The organism is Ditibartonella apis (genome assembly GCF_001952075.1).
In the GTDB taxonomy this organism is placed as follows: Bacteria; Pseudomonadota; Alphaproteobacteria; order Rhizobiales; family Rhizobiaceae; genus Bartonella; species Bartonella apis.
In genome coordinates, this window is record NZ_LXYU01000003.1 from 487,747 (window position 1) to 513,774 (window position 26,028).

Sequence of the window (26,028 nt, forward strand, 5' to 3'; positions counted from 1 at the left end):
AATATTGTGAATGTCTATTAATTCAAGTAAATAAACGTGAATAAATTATCTAATATATATTATGAAAAATAGTTTAAACTGAATAGTATTATTTTTTTATTAAAATATATTAATATATAATCAATTTAAAATTATAAAAATTCCTCTCATATTATTATTCGGTTTTCAAATTGCAAAACCTCGCAAATTCTCGGGGCGTTATTCAACCTGTTCACCCTGATAAATGATAATGCTGGACAGGATGCTTTCCAGAGGTTTTGCCTGAAATTTTCATGACCCATATGTTTTTTATGGGCTCTTTTTGTCGGCTCCTTTATATCGGCTACGCTTGTAGATTGGGTATTTATTAACGCCGTCTATTTCAACTTCTATCATCACCTCCACATGTTGGTTTTATAGAGTCTGAGAAAAGTATAATTTTTAACCGCATTTCCATAGAACGCGTCACACCTGATTGCAAACCGCTTTTGTGACGAACAACAGCGATCGTTTAATGTGATCTTTATCCGGTTTTCGACACCGGCAATTTATGAGTGATAAACTTCAATCAATCGGGATTTTTTAAAAATTCAGCTCGCTTTAAAAGGGGTGGCGAGTAATTAAATCTTGTCCAATTAAAACAAGCTTGAAAATTGCTGCCGACAGATCGGGCGTTTCTGAAAACGCGTTCAATTACGGTCATCAAATCAGTTATCAATGACATTTTGAATTGCGGTATCAGCTCTCGATACGTCGCGAATGAGATTTCAGATTTAATCGAATTGGTTATTGTCCGAAAGTATTATAGATTCGCTAAGAAGTCGCCAAGCTTCAATCTGAATGTGGACGATCAAAAAGCATAATCTACTCTAGGTTGATTTATCTGTTTGAGTGCTAAAAAATCGAGAAAATAACGATTTTTCATTATGTTACAGAGATTTATCCTATAAGAAGAAGATTTTTTTCAACTATAAATGAAAACAACTGTGATAAATTAGCCAAAGAATAGCATAAAATTAACTAAAACTATTTTTTTCTGCTTGATCTGAACTTGAATTTATGTGCGTGTTATGCTTCGGAATTTTAAAAGGAGCTGGTCTGTCGTTATCAGCAAATAATTCTCAACGGGGCATTTTCATAATGAATAAGAAATATTTCAGTACAACAGTGTCGGCTTTGACGTTGGTATTGGCGGTTGCAGGGGCAAATATGTCCACTGCATGGGCTGAAGAAATCACATATAATGGTACTGAGGCTGATTATAACAATTACCATAGTGAAGATAACGGAACTTACGTGACATCTCACTTGAGTGGTCAGGGAAATACAGTCACGATAGATAATACGAATAATTTGACAGATGACTATAAAGCTCCCGATACCGTTGCAGGAGCATCAGTAAGGAACCGGACTACTTCAGGAAATACCGTTAATATCCAGGGAAAAGCGAAAGTTACCGGAGATGTTTATGGAGCAATTGTCGGGGAAGGCGATTTTGTTGCCGACGGCAATAAAGTTATTATAACCGACGGTCAAATTGGTGGCCCAGTTATGGGCGGCATTTCCAACGATGGTAGCGCCAACAATAACAGCGTCGAGTTTTCCGGAGGAAATGTTGCCGGAGAGATCTTCGGCGGAGCTGGGGCGACCGGTGCATCTGGCAACACTGTGACACTAAATGGAGGAACAGTATCCAGAGTTACTTATGGTGGCAGTTCATCAAGTGGAGATGTCAAAAATAATTCCGTTGTGGTCAAAAGTGGCAGCTACGGAAATAATATTTTCGCCGGTTACACGAACGCTACAGGTGTAGTTGACAACAACACATTAACCCTGAATAGCGGTACGACTACTGTTTTGGTTGCAGGCGGTGCATCTTCCAAGGGTGCGTCGGTTTCCAATAATCACGTCATTATGGATGGCTCGGCAATAGCATCACAGATTGCAGGGGGATTTATTTTTGGAGAAGCCGAACAGGGTGCTGCCGATGGAAATAGCATAACCATTTCCGGTACCAGCACTGTAAATTCATCTGCTTATGGCGGATCAGTTGACGTAGGTAATGGTTCAGCAACAAATAATGTGACAACGATTTCGGGAAATGCCAATGTCGCTGAGGCCGGGGGCGGCATTGCGCTGAATGGCACAGCACAAGGAAATAAACTCGTCATCAATGGGGGAGCGGTTCAACGTGGCTACGGCGGGGTGTCCATGCACGGCTCAGTGAAACAAAATACGGTTGAAATGTCTGGGGGGACAGTAGCGAATCAGATTATTGGCGGACGCTCGCAATATAGTGGCAACAATCCGAATGCTGTCAGCGTGTCAGGTAATCAGGTTACCATTACCGGTGGAACTGTCGAGGAAGATGTTATGGGCGGCGGAGCCGACACAGCGGGTAATGTGACAGGTAATGCCGTTACCATGAGTGGCGACGGAACAAACGTAAAAGGAAATCTCGTTGCCGGTCTTAGTAAATTGGGCGATGTATCCGATAACACTGTCACGTTAAACGGCGGTTCGGTCGGGAAATTTGTTGTCGGGGGACAAGCAACGAATGGCCGTGCTGATCGTAACGTAATTAATGTTACCGGAGGGTCTGTCAGCGGCAATATTTTCGCCGGTCAAGCTAACAAGGGTACTGATAAGAATGAGGTTCATGTTTCTGGCGGGACAATCAATGGGCAGATTACAGGGGGCTATTCAACAAACAGTTCAAGCACAAATAATGTTGTCACGGTCAAGAAGGTCACTGTTACAGGTGATATAACTTCCGGCTACGTTGAGAAGTTGGAGAATACCGAAGGATCGGGTAACGTCGAAGGCAATTCGCTTACGATTTCTGATGAAGCAAAAATTGAGGCATCGCCTGAGAATGACACCAAAAACGTAAACGTGGTTACCAGCGGCTATACACAATCTGGCTTGGCATTAAAAAATACTTTGTTGGTGACCTCGAAAGCCGAAGTTAATAAGGGCGTCGTGGCAGGTGTTTCCGAAAATGGTAATGTAAGCGAAAATTCGCTCACTATTAGTGGGGGAGCACATTTATTAAGATACGGTGTAGGCGGTAAAACACTTATTGGTGATGCGACAAACAACAGCGTGTCGATTGAAGATGCGACTATTGATGGCAATGTTTACGGTGGTGTTACGTCAAATGGCAATGCCACGAATAATTTGATCACTTTAACAGGTGGAAATGTAAAAATCGGCGGCACTGTTTACGGTGGTTTTTTTGATGGCGAGACCAGATCGGCCGGGGATGTCTTTACCGGCAATACATTGAACCTCGTTCACTTCCGCGGCGAGTTGGGGGGCATTGAAAACGTACAAAATTATAATTGGATTTTGCCGAAGGATGTTGTCAATAATGATGCTCTGGTTCGCATTACCGGCGAAAACCCCGTTAATCTTTCCAACACGACGCATAAAGTCGCAATTGACAACGATGGTAATCGCCTGACTGTTGGCGACAAAATTACGCTTATTGATAAAACTGCCAATGCACCGACATCTACTATGGAAGTCAAACAAGGCAATTTCCTGATCTATGACATGAAGGCAGAACAATCCGGTGATGGTTATGTTCTAACCGCTCAAAACAGTGAGGCTGTTAAAGAGGAACACTCTGGCGATACCAACAATGGAGGAAACAACGGCGGAGAGAATACGTCCAACAATAGCGGAAGTAGTAATGCCAATGGTAGCGGCCATAATAGCAACAATGCAGGTTCAAACGGGGGAGAGAATACAGTCGGTAACAGCGGCAATACCGGTGCTAACAATGGGGCCAATGCCAATCAAAACAATGGCAATTCCGGCAACACTTCCAATACTGGCAATTTGCCTAATGTTAATATCGGTGGAACTAACAACACCGGAAATACAGCGCATGGTGAGCAGGGCGAAAGCGGCAACCGCGAGCTTGCAGGTCGTATCAATCCGCAAACAAAGGCCTTTTCTGAGGGGCGTGTAGCGTCTCTGGGCTTCTTGAATCAAGGAGCAGATTTGATTGCAAATTCCGGCATTCGTGCAGCCAAAAGTTCTGTTGCAGAGGGGCGCAATAATCCATGGCAGATGAATTTGATGCCGTTCTTCGTTATTGACGGTAGCTCGAACCGTTATGAAACGGGAAGCCATGCAAATGTTGACGGTTTCAATATGGCTGTCGGATTGGCAACCGGCTTTGAACTTGCGGACAAACATCCGGTAACGCTCGGTGCATTCTTCGAATATGGCCGTGGTACATATGACACCTATAACAGCTTTGCCAATTATGCATCGGTTCATGGTGACGGTGACACGCACTATACAGGTGGCGGTGTTCTCGGCCGGATTGATTTTGCCGGTACAGGCTTAGGTCTTGTTAACAAACTTGACGCGGGTCAGGCGGACGGGCTTTATGCAGAAGCATCGTTCCGTGCTGGTCATCTTGACACCGATTTTGACACGGATGACTTGTTGGGTGAATTCGGCGAGGGGAGCGATTACGACAGTGGTGCGGACTATTACGGCCTACATGGTGGTGTCGGTTATGTCATGAATTTCGACGAACGTAATTCGGTTGATGTCTATGGCCGCTATTTCTGGACGAGAGTTGATAGCGAAACCGTTGATGTCGGTCGTGACCGTTTGCACTTCGATGAAGCAGATAGTTCGCGTTTACGCATCGGTACCAGATATACGATGATTTATAACCAACAGCTCAAGCCATATGTCGGTATTGCTTACGATCATGAATTTGATGGTGAAGTTGCAGCCCGTGCTTATGGATTGAAATTGGACAAGCCGTCGCTTGAAGGTGACACAGGCATTGTGGAAGCTGGTATTTCTATGAAACCGGTTAGCACGATTGATGCTTTGAGTGTTGATGTCAGCGGTCAAGGATTTATCGGCAGACGTGAAGGCGGCGGTGGCGGTCTCAAGATCAAATACCAGTTCTGATCAACCTTCGTCAATTTTGATTTTAATAAACTATTTTCCGGAATTTCAGGAAAATTGAATATTGAAAGCCTGTGCTTTTTCGACTGGAAAGAGTGCAGGCTTCTTTTTTATAGTTGTTTATGCTCGATTATTTCCTGTTTTCACCGAGTGATGTGAATGGAGGGAGTGTCGAAATTTTAAAACGAAAATTTGTGATTCCACGAAAATCAAAAAATTCTATTTGGGAATTGTTCCAATCCTGATAATATTTGTATATTAAAAATATTCATAAATATTTACAAAATATATATTTAATCTAAAAAAATAATACTGATTCTATAAAAAATAATATATTATATATTATTTAAAGATATATATGAAAATATAATATATATTTTTATATATAGAACAAATAATTTTATTTCTAATTTTTTTATGGATGTTTTTTTGAGCGATAATTTTGAGCGATAAATTGGGAAAAAACGTTTTATACAGATTTTTTAAAAAGTGGGAAAATAAGGAAAGTGATATTGCCGGGTTATGTAGGATGCGGAAATATGCCGGTCTGATAAAATTCCGGCATCGGCATTGAGGCCGGCAGTAATCGAAGTTATTAAAACCTGCACAATGTATCCCGTATCAACAAGTTGTATGTCGGAGTTCTAAAAAAATGTTCAAACTTCACATTGCAAACAAAAACTATTCCTCATGGTCGCTCCGCCCGTGGGTTCTAATGAAAACATTGGGGATAGAGTTTGAAGAAATAAAGCATTATTTCAAGCAGGATAATTATAGTCAATTTAAAGTTTTTTCACCTTCGGCAAGAGTTCCGGTTCTTATTGATGGCACGATCACTGTTTGGGACAGTCTTGCGATAACAGAATATTTGTATGAAAGTTACCACAATGTATGGCCGACAAACCGTGTTGCGCGAGCTTGGGCGCGTTCAGCCGCTGCTGAAATGCATTCGTCTTTTCAGGCGTTAAGGGCACAATGCCCGATGTCGGTAGGTGTTATTGCGAAACTGAAAAAACTAACTCCGGAACTTGAAAATGATATTCGTCGCGTGGATGAACTCTTTGTATCCGCACAAGAAAAATTCAATGGGCCGTTCCTTGCCGGAGACAGATTTACTGCTGTTGATGCGTTTTTCTGCCCGGTGGCATTCCGTATCAAAAACTATAACCTTAAATTAAGTAGGAAATCGATGGGCTATATAGAACAACTCATTGCACTCTCTTCTATGCAGGAATGGTTGCAGCTAGCATTGGAAGAGCAGGAGACGGATCCGATGGAGGAGCAACAACTTGATCGATACGCTATTCGCATTAAAGATCTCAGGGAGATTTGAAACGCCGTATAGAGACGCGTATAAAGCCCGTGCGATAATGCAATAATACCGACCCGATCAGCAACCTGAATTCGAAGAATTGCTGCGTAGCCTTAACTCGACGAATGGTTACAGAAGAGCTTGAAAAGCAACTATACTTGCCGGGGAGACCATTTAGATCCGTTTTAACGATGAAATAGCACGGATCACATAATTGAACGTTCTAAACCGGAAAAGAGCCGGATAGCTTTTGCCCTGTGGTTGTAAACGCTAGGGCTTTAAAAAAAGCCGAGCAAATCAAATACTCAGAACATTCAAGGTAAATAACCGGTTCCGCAATTGACGACGCATGTTATGCTGCCCATACACATGCCTAAAACAAACCGCTTTCAATATGAACTATGTCCGCCTATGACCTGAAGTGAAGTGAGCTATAATGACCGGGAAGATTAGCACAAGAAGCAATCACAAAACTTCGGGAAAACTATAACGGTTTTTTATTTTCGCATCTCTTCCAACAATTTCCGCTTTAAAAATTTCACGGTAAAACAACAATTTATAAACAGGAAGAAGAAAAATGGCTCCCCGGGCCGGATTCGAACCAGCGACCAACCGGTTAACAGCCGGTGGCTCTACCACTGAGCTACCGGGGAACGATGCTCATTTGTGTGATGCAGCAGGGCTATAGCAAATGAATTTATGTTTTGCAAATAGGGAAATGCTATTTTTTAAAAAAAATCTGAATAAGTGTTCGGGATACTGCATTTACAGCACTCACACAGGGGGAAAAACGCCATTCTTGCTTGTATGTCGAAGAAGCAAATAAAGCGTGACGAAGGAAGAAGTAGGGCGAGGCTCATGCACCGAAGTGGTGGTGAAGCCATAAGGAACCCCCGTTGCACGTCCCAACCGTATTTTAAGAGATAACGGGACATAAATTTCGTCATTAGAAAAAAACGGAATTCAGAGAATATAACATCGTTTAGAGAAGGCGGCTTGAGGACAGCAATTCGAGTCTCATGCGGGAACTATTCGTTTGTCGAAATTAACTCATTATCCGGATGAATAAATTTGATCATTGCAGTGATAACACGGATTGCAAAAAGAACTTTTCAGCACAGACAATTTTTTAAACGCTGGCGTTATGTTGATCGGAAATGCAATCGGATAAAAGGTCAGAGAATAATTTGGAAGATAAGCGTGTGGCGCAAACGATTAGCGAAAACAGATTTGAGTCCGCTGTCGAATTTGTCTTCCAATAATGTGCAAGATTTAACAGAAAATCCGCATATTCGGTTATAGGGTGTCTTGACGGAAGCGTTTGCTTAACTTAATGACCTACGTGCATTTTATGAGGCCTCGTGGCGGAACGGTTACGCAGAGGACTGCAAATCCTTGTAACCCGGTTCGACTCCGGGCGAGGCCTCCATTTTGTTCCCCCCCATTGGATCGGTATTTCTGAACAGCCAGATTCTTCTACAAGTAGCCGATGTCTACATACGATTTGCCTGACCGGCTTTTAGTTCCTTAAATTTCACCACCATCCGGAGATGTGGCACTATAGTTTAAGTCTGTCAGACGGAAGATGTTTATTTCAGAAAAATTGTGAAATGATACCTGTTTCCAATCGACCGAATCGTCAATCTCATTTTCATTCGGAATATTCAATCGGAAGCAAAAATGTTGGCTTGTTACACCGACTTTTGTTGAGCTGTCCGCTGTTGTCGGTCTTAAGGATTTAGGTTTATAACTCTATGCTTTCAGGCTTTTGTAAAGTCGGACATTCTCGAACTCGGCAACATGAATGAGTGTCAGTAAAAATTTGACTTAATTCTATCGTGCTTATCACTTGATAGGTTTTCTCAGAACTTTTTCATGCGTATTTTATATATTTATGTTATAGCTACGCACAATTGGATCACAAAGGTCTGATGACGTATTCCACTTGATTTCGCTAGTGAAACAACGAGTTTGCCAATGTTGTGATTGACTGAAGCGATGTTTTTTGCGACATCTCGTCGGGTTGTATATATTTCCGTTAAAATGTTGCGTAGTGGGTATAAAAAGGAAAATCGGTTATGGCAGCAGATTTTGCAATGCTAAGGCAGAGAATGGTCGATGGGCAGATTCGTACAGTTGATGTGACGAAACTGTCCGTGCTCGCCGCTTTTTTGTCTATTCCCCGCGAGAAATTTGTCCCCGCGAAATTTGAAGAACTCAGTTATTCGGACGAGACAATTCCGTTGGCAGCGCCTCGTGCAGGCGGGTGCGGACGCTATTTGATGAAACCGGCGGCTCTGGCTAAATTGCTGCAGGCAGCAGATATTAAATCCGAAGATATTGTGCTCGATATTGGAGCAGGTACAGGTTATAGTGCCGCGCTTTTGTCAAAATTGGCAAGCTCTGTTATCGCTCTGGAGCAGGATGAAAAACTTGCTGCAATTGCCAATGAAAATATGCAAAAAGGCGGTTATGACAATGTTGTTGTCGTAAGTGGCGAATTGACCAAAGGCTATGCTGAAGAAGGTCCGTTTGATGTAATCCTCCTTGAAGGGGCGGTTGATTTTATTCCGGACGCGCTATTTGCACAATTGAGGGAAGGTGGTCGTCTCGTGGTTGCTGAAGGGCATGGAAATTCTGCTGTTGCGCGGGTCTATATGAAGGAAGACGGAGTTGTTTCTGCACGTCGAATATTCAACCTTGCAATCAATCCGCTGGAAGGTTTCCAGAAAACCCCGGAATTTGTTTTCTGAGATATCTTTGAAGGGTTGCGCTTGTGCAACGTTTAAGATTTTTAATGAACTGACGCATTGCATTTTTTGGACGGTCAGGTAAATAGTAGCAACTCGTCCATGCAAGATGGATGATTGTGAATTTATATGAATAGAGGTGTAGCTGTGGTGAAAACAAAAAAAGCTCTGTTATCGGCTTTGTTGCTATCAGGCGTTGTTTTTGCGTCGCACCCTGTGCATGCCGAAACGCTAATGGGGGCTCTTGCCAAGGCTTACACAAATAATGGTAATCTGAACAGTGAAAGAGCGAGCGCGCGTATTCTTGACGAGGATATAGCAATCGCAAAATCCAATTTCCGCCCGCAAATCGAGGGGTTCGGTTCTTATGCCCGCGGCCGTAGTGCTGCCACGACTTATTATACAACGACCGGGTCGTTGGGGGTACAATTAAGCCAGAAAGTCTTTGATGGCTTTGTTACCAAGAACACGGTCGCTTCAGCAGAGGTCAAAGCACAGGCCCAGAGAGAATATTTGCGCAATACCGAGCAGAATATGCTGGTCAATGCTGCAACCGCTTATGCAAATGTTTTTCAATACAGGCAAATTGCCGAATTGCGTCGGCAGAACCTTGCAGCACTTGAAGAACAGGTTCGCGCTGACAAGGCCAAACTTGATGTCGGTGAAGGAACACGTACAGATTTGGCTCAATCCGAAGCAGCCCGTTCTGTTGCAGTTTCCGAGCTCAGTCTTGCACGTGCCGATGTGAAGTCGGCAGAAGCTGTATATCGTCAGGTTATCGGGGCTGATCCGGATAAACTCGAACGCCCGCCGGTTTCTAAAGCACTGCCGGGTTCGCCGGATGCCGGATATAAAATCGGTGCAGCGACTCACCCTGCAATTTTATATTCAAAATATCTGATTGACGCGAGCTCCTACAATGTAAAAGCCAAAGAAGGCGCTTTGCTTCCTCAGGTGGATTTGTCCGCAAGTACATCTTATAACCAGATTTATAATGGTCCCGGTGACGGTGGTCGGTCGAATTCCGTTGGCGTGTCGATCAATGTTCCTATCTATCAGGGTGGACGGACGTCGGCACAAATACGCCAGTCAAAGGAACAGCTCGGTCAGGCAAGAATACAGCTTGATTTGGCACAAGATAGCGTTCGTGAAAATATGTCGTCATCCTGGTCGCAATTGGAAGGGGCTCGTGCTTCTGTCATAGCCTATCGGGATAGTGTTCGTGCTGCGGAAATTGCACTTGATGGTCGTGTTCAGGAAAACCGCGTTGGACAAGCGACTACATTGGATGTGTTGAATTCGCGCACGCAGCTCATTGATGCCCAGATTTCTTTGGTAACGGCAGAACGTAACGTAGTTGTCGCAAGCTACAATGTCCAATCGGCAATTGGCAAAATGACAGCTGATCAATTGGGACTCCGTGTTGTCAAATATGATCCTGAAGAACACAACAAAGCTGTGAAGGATAAATGGATCGGCGTACGTACACCGGATGGCCGGTGAACTTTCCGGTCCAATAAAGTTTGTTGAATAACCAACGGGATATCCGACCCCAACAAAATTCTTCAACTGATTATAAAAAGGCACATTTTTTTAAAATGTGCCTTTTTGTTTTTATAGTTGCTGCGCCGGAACTGATGGTTCGAATGCCATTATCAGTTGAAGAAAAACGGATAACATCCTCTGTATTCATCATTTTGTCGACAACGTGCCGACTCGTTCCATCATGATAAAAACTTATGGCTCGCAAAATAAAAATCACGGAAAGCAATGGTTATTCATAGGCACATGTTTGGAAAGTTAAATTTGCAATACTAATAGAAGACCATTCATCAGTAGGTCATCGGACGCTATTGAAGTTTCTTTTCTTCCATTTCTGAAATTCTCATTTTCATGACACGGTATCGGACAACTGACGCTGTTTTCGGAATTACCAACGATCAAAGTAGCCAATTCTGTAAAAATCCCACGATGACTGACTTACATTTCCGGTCATTGTTCGATTTTTGAAATTGTCATTTATTCGGCATTCATTAGCTTGATTAAAGCTAACCGGATTTTACAGTAATGAATGTAATTTATCCGATGCAACAGCTAATCCGAGAAAGAGCAAGTTATCTATCCGATGAAAACTGTTTGAGAAGGCTGAACAATTTATCGCTAAACGATTGAGATAGATAGAGTACTGCAATTTTCCATCTATGTTTCAAATTGCCCATTGAATTGCCTAATAACTTGTTTTCCAAAGGATACCGGCCTTGTCTGGATGAACGTATCGCGGGTATAACAAGGGTATCAACCTAGCGTAGGTTGAAAAAGAAGAGAAAGCTGTGCGTAGTGTACCGGAAATTTTGCTCAATGATTTTAGCAAGCTGGATGATTTGCTAAGTTTGGCCTACGATTCTGGTTGCTAGTTGGAGTATGAGGTTTAAGAGTATGGCACAAAGTTCAAACGCGGCTAAGGAACCGACAACAGACGAGATACTCGCATCAATACGCGAGATCATCGAGGAAAATACAGGACACGTCACTCCGCGTGTGGCCGCGAAAAACCAAAGTGAAATTCGCTCTGGAGCTCATAATGATTCCGCCCCCGCGACAGCGCAAATGAGACCGGAGGCGAATACAGATTCTTTGAACGTTGATGATGCCATGAAAGCTTTGGCTGCCCGCATCGGTTTGAGCGAGCAGGCTAACCGGAACGAGTTCGATAGCAATGCGGGACAGCCGGTCAATAACAATATGGAAGCCGTTGCCGATAGCACAACGCAACCGGTTATGACCGACGTTCCGGCCGGACAACAAGAGAGGGTAGAGTTCGAAACAGCTCGTCCGGTAGAGGAGGCGACAGGCACGTTCCAGAATACGTTGTCTCCGAATACTTTATCACAGGATTCTTTGTCTCAAGATGCTTCGCCTCGGGATTCGTCTATGACCGGCGTCTATCAACCGGCTGGAAGTGAAGACTTTTCGGCGCGTGAGGAAGTTGAAAACGCCCCCGAAAGAGAACCGCAACCGGTGACCCAGGGTGAAGAAATTTATACCGATATGCAGTTCAGCCCGAAATTTTGGGAAAGTGTCGACTCTTTGGCCGAACAGGCATTGCGACCGGTACTTGTGAAATGGCTGCAAAAGCATTGGCCTGCTCTTGTGGAAAAGATTTTGCGCGAAGAAATAACCACCGCGTTTGAAAAGAATTTTCCCTCCGATCGTGGATAATATACCGGCGAATTAATCTTCGTGACGAATAATCGGCGCTCTTTTGCTATTTACTGGTTCACCGGTTTTCCGGTTAACGAGGTTGCGGTCAAATGCGTTTGATGCAGGGGGGGGCGTCAACGCTTAACGGTCAAAGCAATTGAAATCGTCGAAAATGCGTAAAGTCCATATTAAATCAAGAAATTTTATCGATTCATTCTATTATTTTTTGAAACCTGTTACGAAGTCGGTTAAAACCGGTTGAAAATGTGTGTTCAAACGGAAGCCGGATATCTTTTGCACGACAGCAACGAGATCGCCCGTTTACCGGTGGAAATTGGAAAAGAGAATGTTAGACAAAACTTATGATGCCGGCTCGACCGAGCCCCGTATAGAAAAGCAATGGGAAGACAATGGTGTCTTCAAGGCTGGCGCAGGGTCCAAGCCCGGTGCCGAGGCTTTCAGCATTGTCATTCCGCCGCCCAATGTCACCGGCTCGTTACACATGGGGCATGCGCTTAATAATACCATTCAGGACATCATGGTTCGCTTCGAGCGCATGAGGGGCAAAAATGTTTTATGGCAACCGGGAATGGATCATGCCGGCATTGCCACCCAAATGGTTGTCGAACGGCAACTCGCGCAAAGAAAAGAACCGACACGCCAAGAAATGGGACGTGAAAAGTTTGTCGAACGTGTTTGGCAATGGCGCGAAGAATCGGGTGGTAAAATCGCTCACCAATTGCGGCGTCTGGGCGCCTCTTGTGACTGGTCGCGCGAGCGCTTCACTATGGACGAAGGGTTGTCGCGCGCAGTTCTTGAAGTTTTTGTTACTCTATATAAAGAAGGGTTGATTTACAAAGATAAGCGCCTTGTCAATTGGGATCCGAAACTGTTGACAGCCATTTCCGATCTTGAGGTCGAGCAGAAGGAAATAAAGGGGCATCTTTGGCATTTCCGCTATCCTTTGGAAGGCAAAGTCTTCAATCCGGATGACCCAAGTACCTTCATTGTTGTGGCAACAACACGGCCCGAGACTATGCTTGGTGATACCGGTATTGCAGTCAATCCGAAAGACAAAAGATATCAGGCACTCATCGGCCACCATGCAATATTGCCGTTTGTCGGACGTAAAATTGAAATTGTCGGTGACGATTACGCTGACCCCGAGGCAGGCACAGGTGCGGTTAAAATCACACCGGCGCATGACTTCAACGACTTTGAGGTCGGTCGTCGTCATAATCTGCGAATCATCAATATCATGACAGAAAATGCGAAAATTTTTCTGCGTGACAACGAGGATTTTTTAAAAGATCTGGAACAGACAGACGAGCTCAAGAAACTTGTTGAAATATTCGACCAGATGGATCGCTTTGCGGCACGGGAAAAAATAGTCGAGATGATGGAAGAGGGCGGCTATCTTGCCGGCGTGGAAGATCATACGCATATGGTTCCTCATGGCGACCGTGGTGGTGTACCGATTGAACCGTTGTTGACCGACCAATGGTATGTCAACGCGGCAAAACTAGCAAAACCGGCCATTGATGCCGTTAAAAACGGCAAAACGACGATTATTCCCAAAAACTGGGAAAAAACCTATTTCAACTGGATGGAAAATATCGAACCTTGGTGCATTTCCCGCCAATTATGGTGGGGGCATCAAATTCCGGCCTGGTACGGGCCTGATGGCAAGGTATTCGTCGAAAAATCGGCGGAAGAAGCACAGAAGGCTGCTGACGCACATTATGGAAAGTCTGTTGAACTGCGGAGAGATGAGGATGTGCTCGACACGTGGTTTTCTTCGGCCTTATGGCCATTCTCGACGCTAGGTTGGCCGGATAAGACAAAAGAACTGGAAATCTATTACCCGACCAGCGTTGTGGTAACAGGTTTTGATATTCTATTTTTCTGGGTTGCCCGTATGATGATGATGGGGCTGCACTTCATGCATGATGTGCCGTTCCACAACATTTATATGCATGCGCTGGTTCGTGATAAGCACGGCGCTAAAATGTCGAAATCGAAGGGCAATGTGATTGATCCCCTCGACCTCATGGACGAATATGGTGCCGATGCTTTGCGCTTTACGCTGGCTATAATGGCGGCGCAGGGACGCGATGTAAAACTCGATCCCGCGCGTATTGCCGGATATCGTAATTTCGGAACGAAACTATGGAATGCCACGCGTTTTGCTGAAATGAATGGCGTTGCCTATGATCCGTCATTCAAACCGGAATCGGTCAAACTCTCGCTTAACCGCTGGATTTTGACTGAGCTTTCGAAAACAGTTGAAGCAGTCACCTCCGGAATTGAAACTTACAAGTTCAACGAAGCAGCGGCGGCTGTCTATCGTTTTATTTGGAATACGCTTTGCGACTGGTATCTCGAACTGTTGAAGCCGATTTTTCAGGGCGAAGATGAAAGTGACAAGAAAGAAGCACAGGCCTGCGTCGCCTGGGTTCTTGAACAGGTCTATAAAATTCTCCATCCCTTCATGCCTTATATGACAGAAGAATTATGGAGATTGACGGCAACGGATCAGCATAAAAGAGATACTATGTTGGCACTGGCAAGTTGGCCGGATATCAATTTCCGTGATGAAAAGGCAGCCGAAGATATCAATTGGCTCATTGACGTTGTGAGCGGAATCCGTTCTGCCCGTGCAGAGATGAATGTTCCGGCGGGAGCAATGGCACCATTGGTTATTGTTGAGGCTGGTAAGCAAACAAAAGAACGCGTCGAACGTCATGAGGCAGCAATTAAGCGCCTTGCCCGTATTGAAAGCATTGAATTCGCTAACAAGGTTCCTGAAGCGTCGGCCCAGATTATTCTTGGCGAGGCAACCTTCTGCATGCCATTAGGTAAATTGATCGATTTTGATGCCGAGCGCGCAAGGCTTGAAAAAGAGATGGGTAAAGTTGATCTTGATATCGAAAAGGTTGAAAAGAAGCTCAATAATCCGAAGTTTGTAGAAAATGCCAAGCCGGAAATCGTCGAAGCCGAACGCGAACGGTTAAGCGAACTTGAAGCAGCTAAAGAAAAACTTGTTGTTGCCATGAAGCGCTTGGGTTGATTTCACAACAACTTTGAAAAAACGAAAACCGCCCTGACATCCGTTAAAGGGCGGTTTTCTTTACCTTTAACCGTTTCCGCTTCCATTGCCTGTTGATGAAGCATAATTTTTTCGCATGGCAGGAGCTGGCTCGGGGATATCGGCAGGATTTAATGTTCGCCATTGGCGTTCTCCGTTATCGCCAAGATACCAGTAACCAGTGGAAGCTGAATGTTCATCCGTTGCTGCGATTTCCGGCTTTTTCGTAGCAGAACAACCCGATACAATAGCCGCGCAAAGAGCGAACACTATAATACTCGTTTTACTCATCATTGTTTCGACTCATTAAAATCAGTTTCGATTTGGAAAATCAGTTTCAAGTTGGCAAATAACGTTGAAGTTGGCAAATCAGTTTCATGTTGGCTATGTTTGTTCGAAAAAACAATCAAGCTTTATAATTATCAAGTTTTAACGGCTTTATAACTTATTCTACATAATTGCGATCCTGATGCAATTTTAAATGAAATAATGCGTTGCATCGAGTTAACCATAGCAAGGTGATTTTTACGTGTTGCTTTGAAGCAACACCTTTATGATAGTTGATATGCTAATAATACCAGCAAAGTTGGTGCCTCATTCCCACCACAAAGAAAGAGCATTTTAGCAAGCATTGATAGCATTCGTGTATGAAGACGGGCGAGATAGGAAAAGTTCATATGAACAGGTGCAAAGAAGGTTGGTTGGCCAGTGTGACTGCGCTCACATTGGGAATCTGTCTTTCCACAGCATCTGCTTTGGATGTGAACCACACAAAAAGCGAGTCCGACAGTCCGTTCGAGTTTTTTAAAAGCGGCATTTCAGCCTATAAAAATGGCGATAAAGGTCAGGCTGTCAAGGCGTTGAAATATGCCGCCGATATGGGGCATCCGGGTGCCAATTGGAAGCTTGCCCGTATGTATGCGGATGGAGATGGTGTTGCAGAAAACGACTACGCCGCTTACAAGTTTTACGTTCGCATTGTTCAGGAAGGTGCCGATCCCGGTTCGGAAGATGAAAGCTATCTTTCGGATGCACTTGTTGAAATAGCCGACTATCTTGTAACCGGAATTCCGAATTCCCCCGTTAAACAGGATATGCCTCAAGCGCGTAGCCTTTATTTGCAGGCAGCAACCAATTTCGGCAACCCCGAAGCCCAATATCGGTTGGGTAAAATGCTGCTGAATGGTGATGGCGGCGAAAAGAATCCTGTTCAAGCTGCACGCTGGTTCCAACTTTCGGCGAGAAAAGGTAACCCGGCGGCACAAGCAATGCTGGGAAACATGCTTTTTCAAGCGGGCAAGACGGTGCGTGGACTTGCAATGATGACCGCCGCGTATGAAAAAGCCGGGCCACATGATCAAATATGGATAAGACAGTTGCAAGAGCGTGCTTTTGCTGTTTCCGGTGAAGCCGATCGTCGCACGGCTATTTCGCTTGCAAGCGACATTGTCAGAAATGACAACGGTTTCTGATTAAAAATTTGTTCTCAATTTTATCGATTTCCCATTAGCCAATTCGTTTAAAAAGTATGGTTTCCGGCATCGGGATAAATTCAAGAAATCCGAATTAAAGCAGTCCTGCCAATTCCGATTTCCGTCCTTAAAGTCGCCTGATACCGATTAACTTACTCGGCGGATAGTCTGGTGGTTTTGCTAAACCCCGAGTTAATAGCACTCATTGTTCTCCCGACATCTCTTTTGCTGGTGTTATATTGCACGATCTCTTAACGCTTCTTCATGCGATAAAAAGCGTCGGTTTATTGCGGTTCTTAAAAATCTGACGTGAAAAGGAAAACAACGTCACGGATGGTTCAAGAACTATCCTTTAAACCGGATATCGGAATTTACCTGATTAACTTGCCTAATTCTAGAAGTTGAGAGGGAATGGCAATCCTATTGATGTTGCCTCTGTGGTCGGAGCAAAGCGCTAGAAACTTATCTCATTAAAAGGACCACAATTCGGATTTTGAAAATGCCAATTCTATGTAGGTGAAAAACACGTTCTTGAAAAAGCGCAATAAAAGACGGAACCCCGACTTATGTGCAAACAACCCGATATAGAATTGTTAAAGCCGGAAAGGTTTAGCAGGTGCTTAACCCTTATCCGGCATTCTAAGAATTATATTTGGTTAAAACGATCAATGGCTCAGGATTTTCGATAAAAAATCGCGGGCGCGTGGGGTTCTTGATTCCGGAGAAGCAAAAAACTCTTCGGAAGTACAATCTTCCAATATTGTTCCGGCATCCATGAAAATGACTCTATCGGAAACTTTATGGGCAAATCCCATTTCATGGGTTACGCAGATCATGGTCATACCGTCCTGCGCAAGTCCCACCATGACATCAAGAACTTCTCCGACCATTTCAGGGTCAAGGGCTGATGTCGGTTCGTCGAACAGCATAACAACCGGATCCATTGTCAAAGCGCGCGCAATGGCAACCCGCTGTTGTTGACCACCCGAAAGTTGCCCCGGATATTTATCCTTATGGTCGATCAGACCAACGCGTTTGAGATATTTTAGTCCGCTTTCAATGGCATCTTTTTTTGAGCGGTGAAGAACCTTGGTTTGGGCAATCGTCAAATTTTCCATCACCGATAGATGCGGAAAAAGCTCGAAATGTTGGAAAACCATTCCGACACGGCTTCTCAGTTTTGGCAAATTGGTTTTAGGCGAATGAACGGGAACACCATCAACCCAGATTTGCCCTTCCTGAAATGGCTCGAGTGCGTTGATAGTTTTAATAAAGGTCGATTTTCCCGAACCGGAAGGACCACAAACAACGACAACCTCACCCTTGCTAATATTGGTAGAGCAATTTTTCAAAACGTTGAATTTTCCGTACCATTTTGAAACGTTTTTTACTTCAATCATGTGTTCGGGCATGAAACTTTCCTATCAGCGAATAATGGCAACTTTCTTCTGCAGGTACATAACGGCCTGAGAAAGAGTAAAACAGATAACAAAATAGAACACAGCAGCAAGAATATACGCTTCTTGTTTGACACCGAAGTTATTAGCCACAATGTCAAAACCTTTGAGGAGATCATTACCGCTAATGGCATAGACAAGCGAAGTATCCTGAAACAGAATGATAACCTGTGTAAGAAGTACGGGAAGCATATTGCGCAATGCCTGCGGCAATATAACAATCAGCATGGATTGCCAGTAAGTCATGCCGAGAGCCTCGCTTGCAAACTTCTGACCTTGTGGAATTGAACGAATTCCCGCACGCATAATTTCCGCAAAATAGGCTGCCTCGAATGCGGTAAATGTAATGAATGCAGAATTGTTCGCCCCTATTGAATGACCGGTTACAAAGGGAAGCAAAACGAAGAACCACAAAATCACCATGACGAGCGGAATTGCCCGCATTGCGGTGACGTAAAAAGTGGCAATCCATGACAGCGGCTTTATTGAGGATAGGCGCATCATTGCCAATAGTGTTCCGAAAATCAGCCCTAATATCGTTGCTACAATAGTGAGAACAACACTAAAAATAAGACCGGACAAAATATAGGTTTTGAACACATCGAAAGTGAAGAAGGAAAAATCCATCCACGAAAAATCGAAGGTCAGGTAATAGGAGAGGGTGGAGCCGAGATGGGACATAATTATCTCCCCTCCGTCTGGAAACCGGGAATCTTGACCGTTTTTTCAATGATTGTCATGACAATGAAGATAACGAGAGAAATGATGACATAGAGGACAGTGACGACCATATAGTTTTCATAAACATGGCTTACTTCTTCAATGGCCTGAAATTGGAATTGCATCAATTCATGAATCGAGACAGCGAATGCGACTGCCGAATTTTTTACAATCCCCATCGATTCCGATATGAGTGGCGGCAGAATTGTTCGCATCGCGCGCGGCAAGATGACATAGCGGTAAGTTTGAAACGTGCTGAATCCCATCGCCATGGCGGCATAACGTTGCCCTGTCGGAATCGATTCAATGCCCGAACGAACCTGTTCGGCAATACGAGCGGATGTGAAAAATCCCAATGCACAGATGATGAGAATCATTGGCGGGAAACCCATTGCCGGAGGATAAATCTTCGGTACGACAAAATACCATAGAAATATTTGAACCAATAACGGGATGTTACGTGTTATTTCCACCCATATCCGCGCAATTATTCGTAAAACCCGGTTCAATATAGAGGTTTTAGGCAAAGTTCTCATTGTGCCGATAATTACGCCGACAATGATGGCCAAAATCAAACTTGAAACGGAAAGTAGCGCGGTATTGAGAAATGCATTGACCAAAGTGTCAAGATAGGTGTGGCTCAAACCGGCTTTGCCAAAACACCCCGCAACATGGGTGTGATCGATATCATCCATACAGAGGAATGAAAAATCCATTGTAGACTATTCCCGAAAACTTACACAAAGCACTCATACATAAAAATTTGGATGAACAAAACCATGATATCCAATTGTCAAAATGGCTGCCTGCAAGTTCCCATGCGAGCAGCCTTTCAGCATGATTTTATTATTTGTTTTCCTGATAGTCTTCCATCGGTTTGTTGTTCGGGTGTTCCCATGCATATTTGGTTGTATCCGAAAGTGGCAATCCGACAACTGTATTTGAAGGAGGTACCGGTTGCATGAACCACTTATTGTAGAGCACTTCAAGTGAACCATCCTTGACCTGACGGACAATGCTGTCGTCGATGGCCTGCTCCAGATTTTTGTCATCCAGACGTAACATGCATGCTATCGGTTCAACGGAAAGAACATCGTTCAAAATTACGTAGTCTGACGGGTTCTTCGATTTTGAAATATTTCCGGCAAGAATCGATCTATCCATAACAAATGCGTCTGCTCTTCCGGATTCGAGGAGAAGAAAGCTGTCGCCATGGTCTTTTCCATTTACTTCTTTAAAATCAATGTTTTGCGCGCGTTTATTTTTCCGGATAAGTTGAACAGACGTCGTTCCTGTCGTCGTTGCAACAGTTTTGCCATTAAGATCTGCAATCGACTTTATCCCTGAATTTTTCTTTGTGGCAATGCGCACTTCCTCGACATAAGTCGTATAGGCAAAAGCCGCTTCTTTGCCTCTTGCAGCATTATTGGTTGTTGAACCACATTCAAAATCATAGGTCCCATTTTGCAAAAGAGGGATGCGGTTTTGTGAGGTAATAGGCAAATAATTGATCTTTATCGGTTTTCCGATTTTTTTGGAAATATCATCGACAATGCGTTCAGCCATTTCGGTATGAAATCCGACATATTTGCCATTCCCTAAAGCGTAAGCCAAACCTGAAGATTCGCGCACGCCCAATGTAACAGAGCCGGTGTCTTTAATCTTTTCGAGAGTGTCTTTTTGCTGACCCATTGCTGTTCCGGTCAATCCCAAGATTGCCAAAGCGGCAAAAGCCATGAGAGCCTTTTTCATGAATGTTCTCCTTATTCATTTAATTCCGCAATAAAATTGCAGTTAGCGATAAGTTTAACACATTTTTTTTCATGAATATAATTTTTCTGTGTTTTTAAACGGATTCTTTATAATTTCACTTCGCTGAAAGCGAACGCAGAATGAATATCAGCGCAAATTAATGACAACCGGTACATGATCCGACGGTTTTTCCCAGCTACGGACAACACTTTGGACAGAACTGTTTTCCAACTTGTCTGCTGCCTCGGGTGAAATAAGAAAATGGTCGATTCTTATGCCATCGTTTTTCTGCCATGCTCCGGATTTGAAGTCCCAAAAGCTATAATTCGGTTCATCGGACGTGGCGCGGATTGCATCGTAAAACCCCAGATTTTTTATTTTCCAGAGTGCTTGTCGAGTTTGGGGAAGATAAAGCGCATCTCCCACCCATTCATTAGGATTTTTCGCGTCGAAATCCGATGAAATGACATTATAATCGCCGGCAAATATCAACGGCTCTTCCAAGGCAAGAAGAGAACAGGCATGTTGAAAGAAACGCTCATACCACCGAAGCTTATAAGGATATTTGTCACTATCAACCGGATTGCCGTTCGGTATATAAAGTGATGCAACGCGGATGACCCCTGTCTTGGTCGAATAAACAGCTTCAATATAACGCGCCTGTTCATCGCTATCATCTCCGGGAAGGCCTCGTATGACTTCATCCGGATTGGTTTTTGAAAGTAGGGCGACACCGTTGAACCCTTTTTGACCATGCGCATCAATATGGTAGCCAAGCGCTTCAATCTCGGCATGCGGGAAGGTTGTGTCAATCGTTTTTGTTTCTTGCAAGCAGACAATATCGGGCTCACACCATTTCAGCCACTTTATCAGCGTTTCATGTCTGGCCCTGATGCCTGCTACATTCCATGTTGCTATTTTCATGAATTATAGTTTAATCAATGTTTGCTTAAAGCTTCAAGCATTTGTTTGTTATTGATCGGTGTTTCTTGTTTTTAAAGCTTGAGCGCAGCGAAATCGGAATAGGGCTTTCTTTAGTCGAAAGCGTTTTTTAAAGGGCGCCATTTGAATGGTCCAAGACCCGCTAACTGCCTTCCGCTTAGAATCTCGTCAAACCGTTAAGAGGGATGTTCCGGTTTTGTGTGGCGCACATGCAGAGGCAGGGAGTTCTTGGCTTCTCATTGTTTGTGACACTTCAATGTTTCATGGCATTATTAGTCTCATGATGGAATAACATAGCTAACAGTTTGAATTCTGGATATCGGACCTGCTGCAAACAAAACCGTATTGATCTCTATTATAGTGTAGGCTCCTCTACCATGCGAGGGCGTGAAAGCCTCAGCAGATTTTCGTGAATTGTTGGATCATTGTCTCAAGACGATTCTGTTTTTCTTGAATTGATTCTTGAACGAAGCCCATCAAGTCCTAAATCAATCGCAAAAAGTGCAAGAATTTAACGTTTGAGAAGCTTACTGGTAAACCCGGCCTTATAAAATAGGTTCGAGCATAGGATGTTTTTATCCTAAACTGTGTTCAGTTTGCCTTATCGCCGCCAATTTCGCAATTTCATTGCTTTTCTTGGGCGATAGGGCTTGACGCAACAGTAGTTTATCGTTAATAAACCGCCATCGGAGCCGATGTGAGGTTAGCTACATTTTCGAAACGACACGTTTTGGAGTTCGCCTCAAACAGGGTTCGTTTTACGGTTTTGAAACGCAAATGCCGGATGCATGAGACTGAAAAAGTCTCCTCTGCTTATAGTCGGGTGATCTGCACGATAGCGGTGAAGCCCGGTTTTTTGTGCATGTGTTTACTGTTGTTGCCAGGTGACTGGTAGCTAAATAAAGTGAAGCGGCCCAGATTGGGCGAGACAAAAAGAGATTGAAAAGAGGAAGGTTGAATGCCTACCGTAAACCAGTTGATCCGCAAGCCGCGTACAGCGCCGGTCAAGCGTAATAAGGTTCCTGCCCTTCAGGCAAACCCGCAAAAGCGTGGTGTGTGCACGCGCGTTTATACAACGACACCGAAGAAACCTAATTCGGCTCTCCGTAAGGTTGCCAAGGTTCGTTTGACCAATGGTTTTGAAGTTATTGGTTATATTCCGGGTGAAGGTCATAACCTTCAGGAACACTCCGTTGTCATGATTCGTGGCGGACGTGTTAAGGATTTGCCGGGTGTTCGTTATCACATCATTCGTGGTGTGCTCGATACACAAGGTGTCAAGAATCGTAAGCAGCGCCGTTCAAAATACGGTGCCAAACGTCCTAAATAATTTTTGAGAGACGAAGCCAATGTCCCGTCGCCATAGAGCAGAAAAACGTGAGATTAATCCAGATCCTAAGTTCGGCGATCTTGTGATTACAAAGTTTATGAATGCCATCATGTTTGATGGTAAGAAGTCAGTTGCAGAACGCATCGTTTATGGTGCGCTTGATGCAGTTGGAGATAAAGCAAAAACAGAACCGGTTGCTCTGTTTCATCAAGCACTAGAGAATGTTGCTCCGCATGTTGAGGTTCGTTCTCGTCGTGTTGGTGGTGCAACTTATCAGGTTCCTGTTGATGTACGTCCAGATCGTCGTCAGGCATTGGCCATTCGTTGGCTTATTGCTGCAGCACGTAACCGTAACGAAACAACCATGGTTGATCGCTTGTCGGGTGAATTGATGGATGCTGCGAATAATCGTGGTTCGGCTGTCAAGAAACGCGAAGATACGCACCGTATGGCTGAAGCCAACCGCGCCTTCTCGCATTATCGTTGGTAAGAGAACTCTTTTTAATCGAAAGCAAAAAATATGGCTCGCGAGTATAAAATCGAAGATTATCGCAATTTTGGTATTATGGCGCATATTGATGCCGGTAAGACCACAATGACCGAGCGTATTCTTTACTATACCGGTAAGAATCATAAAATCGGCGAAACGCATGATGGCGCTTCTACGATGGATTGGATGGAACAGGAACAGGAACGTGGTATTACCATTACTTCCGCTGCAACAACCACCTTCTGGAAAGGTCGTAACGGCGAAAAATGCCGGTTTAATATTATTGACACTCCAGGACACGTCGATTTCACAATTGAAGTAGAACGTTCATTACGCGTTCTTGATGGTGCTATTGCACTTCTTGATGCTAATGCTGGTGTTGAGCCGCAAACAGAGACTGTTTGGCGTCAGGCGGAAAAATATCACGTACCGAGGATGGTTTTTGTCAACAAGATGGACAAGATCGGCGCTGATTTTTATCGCAGCGTTGAAATGGTTGGTTCGCGTCTTGGAGCGAAAGCACTTGTTCTTCAGTTGCCTATTGGTGCGGAGAATGATTTCGAAGGCGTTATTGATCTTATCGATATGAAAGCCCTTACTTGGGACGGTTCGATTGGTGGTCATACAGTGACCAGCGAAATTCCCGCCGATATGAAGGATAAAGCTGAAGAATATCGCGAGAAACTGGTTGAGTCTGCTGTTGAAGTCGATGAAGCGGCTACCGAAGCTTATCTTGAAGGCAAAATGCCTACCAATGACGAGCTTATCGCTCTTATCCGCAAGGGTACCTGCGAGGTATTGTTCCATCCTGTTCTTTGCGGCTCTGCTTTTAAAAACAAAGGTGTTCAGCCGTTGTTGGATGCTGTTGTTTCCTATCTTCCTTCTCCGGTTGATGTTCCTGCCATTCAGGGTGTTGATGTCAAGACAGGTGAAGAGACGACACGTGAATCTTCCGATGCAGCTCCGCTTTCGATGCTGGCCTTCAAGATTATGAACGACCCGTTCGTTGGTTCGTTGACTTTCTGCCGTATCTATTCAGGCGAGCTTCATAAAGGTGTTTCGCTTGAAAACACAGTAAAAGGCAAGAAAGAACGTATCGGTCGTATGCTGCTGATGCATTCGAATGCACGTACAGATATTGATGAAGCTTTTGCTGGTGATATTGTTGCCTTGGCTGGTTTGAAAGAAACCACGACTGGTGACACACTTTGCGATCCACTTCATCCGGTCATTCTGGAACGTATGGAATTCCCTGATCCGGTTATTGAAATTGCTATCGAGCCGAAGACCAAGGCCGATCAGGAAAAGATGGGTATAGCTCTTAATCGTTTGGCAGCAGAAGATCCTTCATTCCGTGTAAAATCGGATGAAGAATCCGGTCAGACAATCATTGCTGGTATGGGCGAGCTTCATCTTGACATCATCGTTGATCGTATGCGTCGTGAGTTCAAGGTTGAAGCCAATGTTGGACAGCCGCAGGTTGCTTATCGCGAGACGATAACGAAGCCTGCCGAAATTGACTACACACATAAGAAGCAATCCGGTGGTTCTGGTCAGTTCGCTCGTGTCAAGATTCTTTTCGAACCTTATGACGGCGAAGGCTTGTTGTTTGAATCGAAGATCGTTGGTGGTTCTGTTCCGAAGGAATACATTCCGGGTGTTCAGAAGGGGCTCGAGAGCGTCATGGGGTCAGGTCCTCTTGCAGGTTTTCCGATGCAAGGTGTTAAAGCAACCTTGCTTGACGGTGCCTACCATGATGTTGACTCTTCCGTATTGGCTTTCGAAATTGCAGCCCGTGCTGCTTTCCGTGAGGGAGCTCAGAAGGCTGGCGCCCAGCTTCTGGAACCAATCATGAAAGTCGAGGTTGTGACACCGGAAGATTATGTCGGTGATGTTATTGGTGATTTGAATTCCCGTCGCGGACAGATTTCCGGTACAGAACCGAGAGGTATTGCTACTGTGGTTGATGCCATGGTTCCGCTTGCAAACATGTTCGGCTATGTCAACAGTTTGCGGTCTATGAGCCAGGGGCGCGCCCAATATACAATGCAGTTTGATCATTATGATCCAGTGCCGACGGCAGTGGCTCAAGAAATTCAGAAAAAATTCGCGTAATCAGGCGGTTACGTATTAACTTTCAACTCAGCCCTGAATAGGGCAGGAAATGGAGAGAGCTCAGATGGCAAAGTCCAAATATGAACGTACGAAGCCGCATGTAAACATCGGCACGATTGGTCACGTTGACCATGGTAAAACAACGCTGACAGCAGCGATTACAAAGTATTTTGGCGAGTTCAAGGCATATGACCAGATTGATGCTGCGCCGGAAGAACGCGCTCGTGGTATTACGATTTCTACAGCACACGTAGAATATGAGACAGAGAAGCGTCACTACGCACACGTTGATTGCCCGGGACACGCTGACTATGTCAAGAACATGATCACCGGTGCTGCGCAGATGGATGGTGCTATTCTTGTTGTTTCGGCAGCTGATGGCCCGATGCCTCAAACACGTGAACACATTCTTCTTGCCCGTCAGGTTGGTGTTCCTGCAATTGTTGTTTTCCTGAACAAAGTTGATCAGGTTGATG

At 44.3% G+C, this 26,028-nt stretch carries 17 protein-coding genes and 2 tRNA genes; 12 read left to right on the plus strand and 7 right to left on the minus strand.

The features are described from left to right. Positions 1-1,119: 1,119 nt before the first annotated feature. Together PEB0122_RS09045 and PEB0122_RS09050 are read left to right on the plus strand one after the other, a co-directional pair. Entirely contained in the window at positions 1,120-4,926 is a 3,807-nt protein-coding gene (locus PEB0122_RS09045; RefSeq protein ID WP_075916828.1) for an autotransporter outer membrane beta-barrel domain-containing protein, read from the plus strand. A 649-nt stretch (positions 4,927-5,575) separates the two neighbouring features. Beyond that, positions 5,576-6,256 carry a glutathione S-transferase gene (locus PEB0122_RS09050; protein ID WP_075916830.1) on the plus strand — a complete coding sequence of 227 codons (681 nt, stop codon included), beginning with the start codon at positions 5,576-5,578 and terminating at the stop codon, positions 6,254-6,256. A gap of 557 nt (positions 6,257-6,813) precedes the next feature. On the opposite strand, the gene PEB0122_RS09055 is transcribed toward PEB0122_RS09050, so the two are convergent. After that, a tRNA-Asn gene (locus tag PEB0122_RS09055) sits at positions 6,814-6,888 on the minus strand. 702 nt (positions 6,889-7,590) lie between these two features. On the opposite strand from PEB0122_RS09055, the gene PEB0122_RS09060 reads away from it, so the two are divergent. From PEB0122_RS09060 to PEB0122_RS09085, 5 genes are all read left to right on the plus strand, one after another. Beyond that, positions 7,591-7,664: transfer RNA gene (locus PEB0122_RS09060), tRNA-Cys, on the plus strand. Positions 7,665-8,313: 649 nt separating this feature from the next. Next, positions 8,314-8,988, plus strand: a complete 675-nt coding sequence (locus tag PEB0122_RS09065; RefSeq protein WP_075868555.1) for a protein-L-isoaspartate O-methyltransferase family protein — start codon at positions 8,314-8,316, stop codon at positions 8,986-8,988. Positions 8,989-9,114: 126 nt separating this feature from the next. Then, entirely contained in the window at positions 9,115-10,488 is a 1,374-nt protein-coding gene (locus PEB0122_RS09070; protein ID WP_178391748.1) for a TolC family outer membrane protein, read from the plus strand. Positions 10,489-11,421: 933 nt separating this feature from the next. After that, entirely contained in the window at positions 11,422-12,204 is a 783-nt protein-coding gene (locus PEB0122_RS09080; protein ID WP_075916834.1) for a DUF2497 domain-containing protein, read from the plus strand. A gap of 328 nt (positions 12,205-12,532) precedes the next feature. Next, positions 12,533-15,256, plus strand: coding sequence for a valine--tRNA ligase (locus PEB0122_RS09085; RefSeq protein WP_075916836.1), 2,724 nt, complete (start codon positions 12,533-12,535; stop codon positions 15,254-15,256). A 66-nt stretch (positions 15,257-15,322) separates the two neighbouring features. Here PEB0122_RS09085 and PEB0122_RS09090 read toward each other — a convergent pair whose 3' ends face one another. Beyond that, positions 15,323-15,568 carry a hypothetical protein gene (locus PEB0122_RS09090; RefSeq protein WP_075916838.1) on the minus strand — a complete coding sequence of 82 codons (246 nt, stop codon included), beginning with the start codon at positions 15,566-15,568 and terminating at the stop codon, positions 15,323-15,325. Between the two features lie 383 nt (positions 15,569-15,951). Between PEB0122_RS09090 and PEB0122_RS09095 the strand changes: the two genes are divergently transcribed. Beyond that, the gene (locus PEB0122_RS09095) at positions 15,952-16,746 is read left to right on the plus strand and encodes a tetratricopeptide repeat protein (RefSeq protein ID WP_075869813.1); all 795 of its coding nucleotides are present in this window, start codon (positions 15,952-15,954) and stop codon (positions 16,744-16,746) included. A 665-nt stretch (positions 16,747-17,411) separates the two neighbouring features. Here PEB0122_RS09095 and PEB0122_RS09100 read toward each other — a convergent pair. The 5 genes from PEB0122_RS09100 to xth all read right to left on the minus strand — a co-directional run bounded on the left by PEB0122_RS09100 (position 17,412) and on the right by xth (position 21,599). Further along, positions 17,412-18,158 (minus strand): amino acid ABC transporter ATP-binding protein, encoded by a 747-nt coding sequence (locus PEB0122_RS09100; RefSeq protein ID WP_083639705.1) that lies wholly within the window; start codon positions 18,156-18,158, stop codon positions 17,412-17,414. Positions 18,159-18,170: 12 nt separating this feature from the next. Then, entirely contained in the window at positions 18,171-18,884 is a 714-nt protein-coding gene (locus PEB0122_RS09105) for an amino acid ABC transporter permease (protein ID WP_143238453.1), read from the minus strand. Positions 18,885-18,886: 2 nt separating this feature from the next. Beyond that, positions 18,887-19,639, minus strand: a complete 753-nt coding sequence (locus PEB0122_RS09110; protein ID WP_075916840.1) for an amino acid ABC transporter permease — start codon at positions 19,637-19,639, stop codon at positions 18,887-18,889. A 130-nt stretch (positions 19,640-19,769) separates the two neighbouring features. Next, positions 19,770-20,675, minus strand: coding sequence for a transporter substrate-binding domain-containing protein (locus PEB0122_RS09115; RefSeq protein WP_075868533.1), 906 nt, complete (start codon positions 20,673-20,675; stop codon positions 19,770-19,772). Between the two features lie 147 nt (positions 20,676-20,822). After that, the gene (gene xth / locus PEB0122_RS09120) at positions 20,823-21,599 is read right to left on the minus strand and encodes an exodeoxyribonuclease III (RefSeq protein WP_075916842.1); all 777 of its coding nucleotides are present in this window, start codon (positions 21,597-21,599) and stop codon (positions 20,823-20,825) included. Between the two features lie 976 nt (positions 21,600-22,575). On the opposite strand from xth, the gene rpsL reads away from it, so the two are divergent. The 4 genes from rpsL to PEB0122_RS09140 form a co-directional block, all read left to right on the plus strand. Continuing rightward, a complete protein-coding gene (gene rpsL, locus PEB0122_RS09125) occupies positions 22,576-22,947 on the plus strand; it encodes a 30S ribosomal protein S12 (RefSeq protein WP_002964366.1) in 372 nt (123 codons plus the stop codon). A 19-nt stretch (positions 22,948-22,966) separates the two neighbouring features. Then, positions 22,967-23,437 carry a 30S ribosomal protein S7 gene (rpsG, locus tag PEB0122_RS09130; RefSeq protein WP_075868529.1) on the plus strand — a complete coding sequence of 157 codons (471 nt, stop codon included), beginning with the start codon at positions 22,967-22,969 and terminating at the stop codon, positions 23,435-23,437. 30 nt (positions 23,438-23,467) lie between these two features. Further along, the gene (fusA, locus tag PEB0122_RS09135; RefSeq protein WP_075868527.1) at positions 23,468-25,552 is read left to right on the plus strand and encodes an elongation factor G; all 2,085 of its coding nucleotides are present in this window, start codon (positions 23,468-23,470) and stop codon (positions 25,550-25,552) included. A gap of 64 nt (positions 25,553-25,616) precedes the next feature. Next, on the plus strand, positions 25,617-26,028 hold a 412-nt coding region (locus PEB0122_RS09140; protein WP_143238797.1), incomplete at its 3' end, for a GTP-binding protein.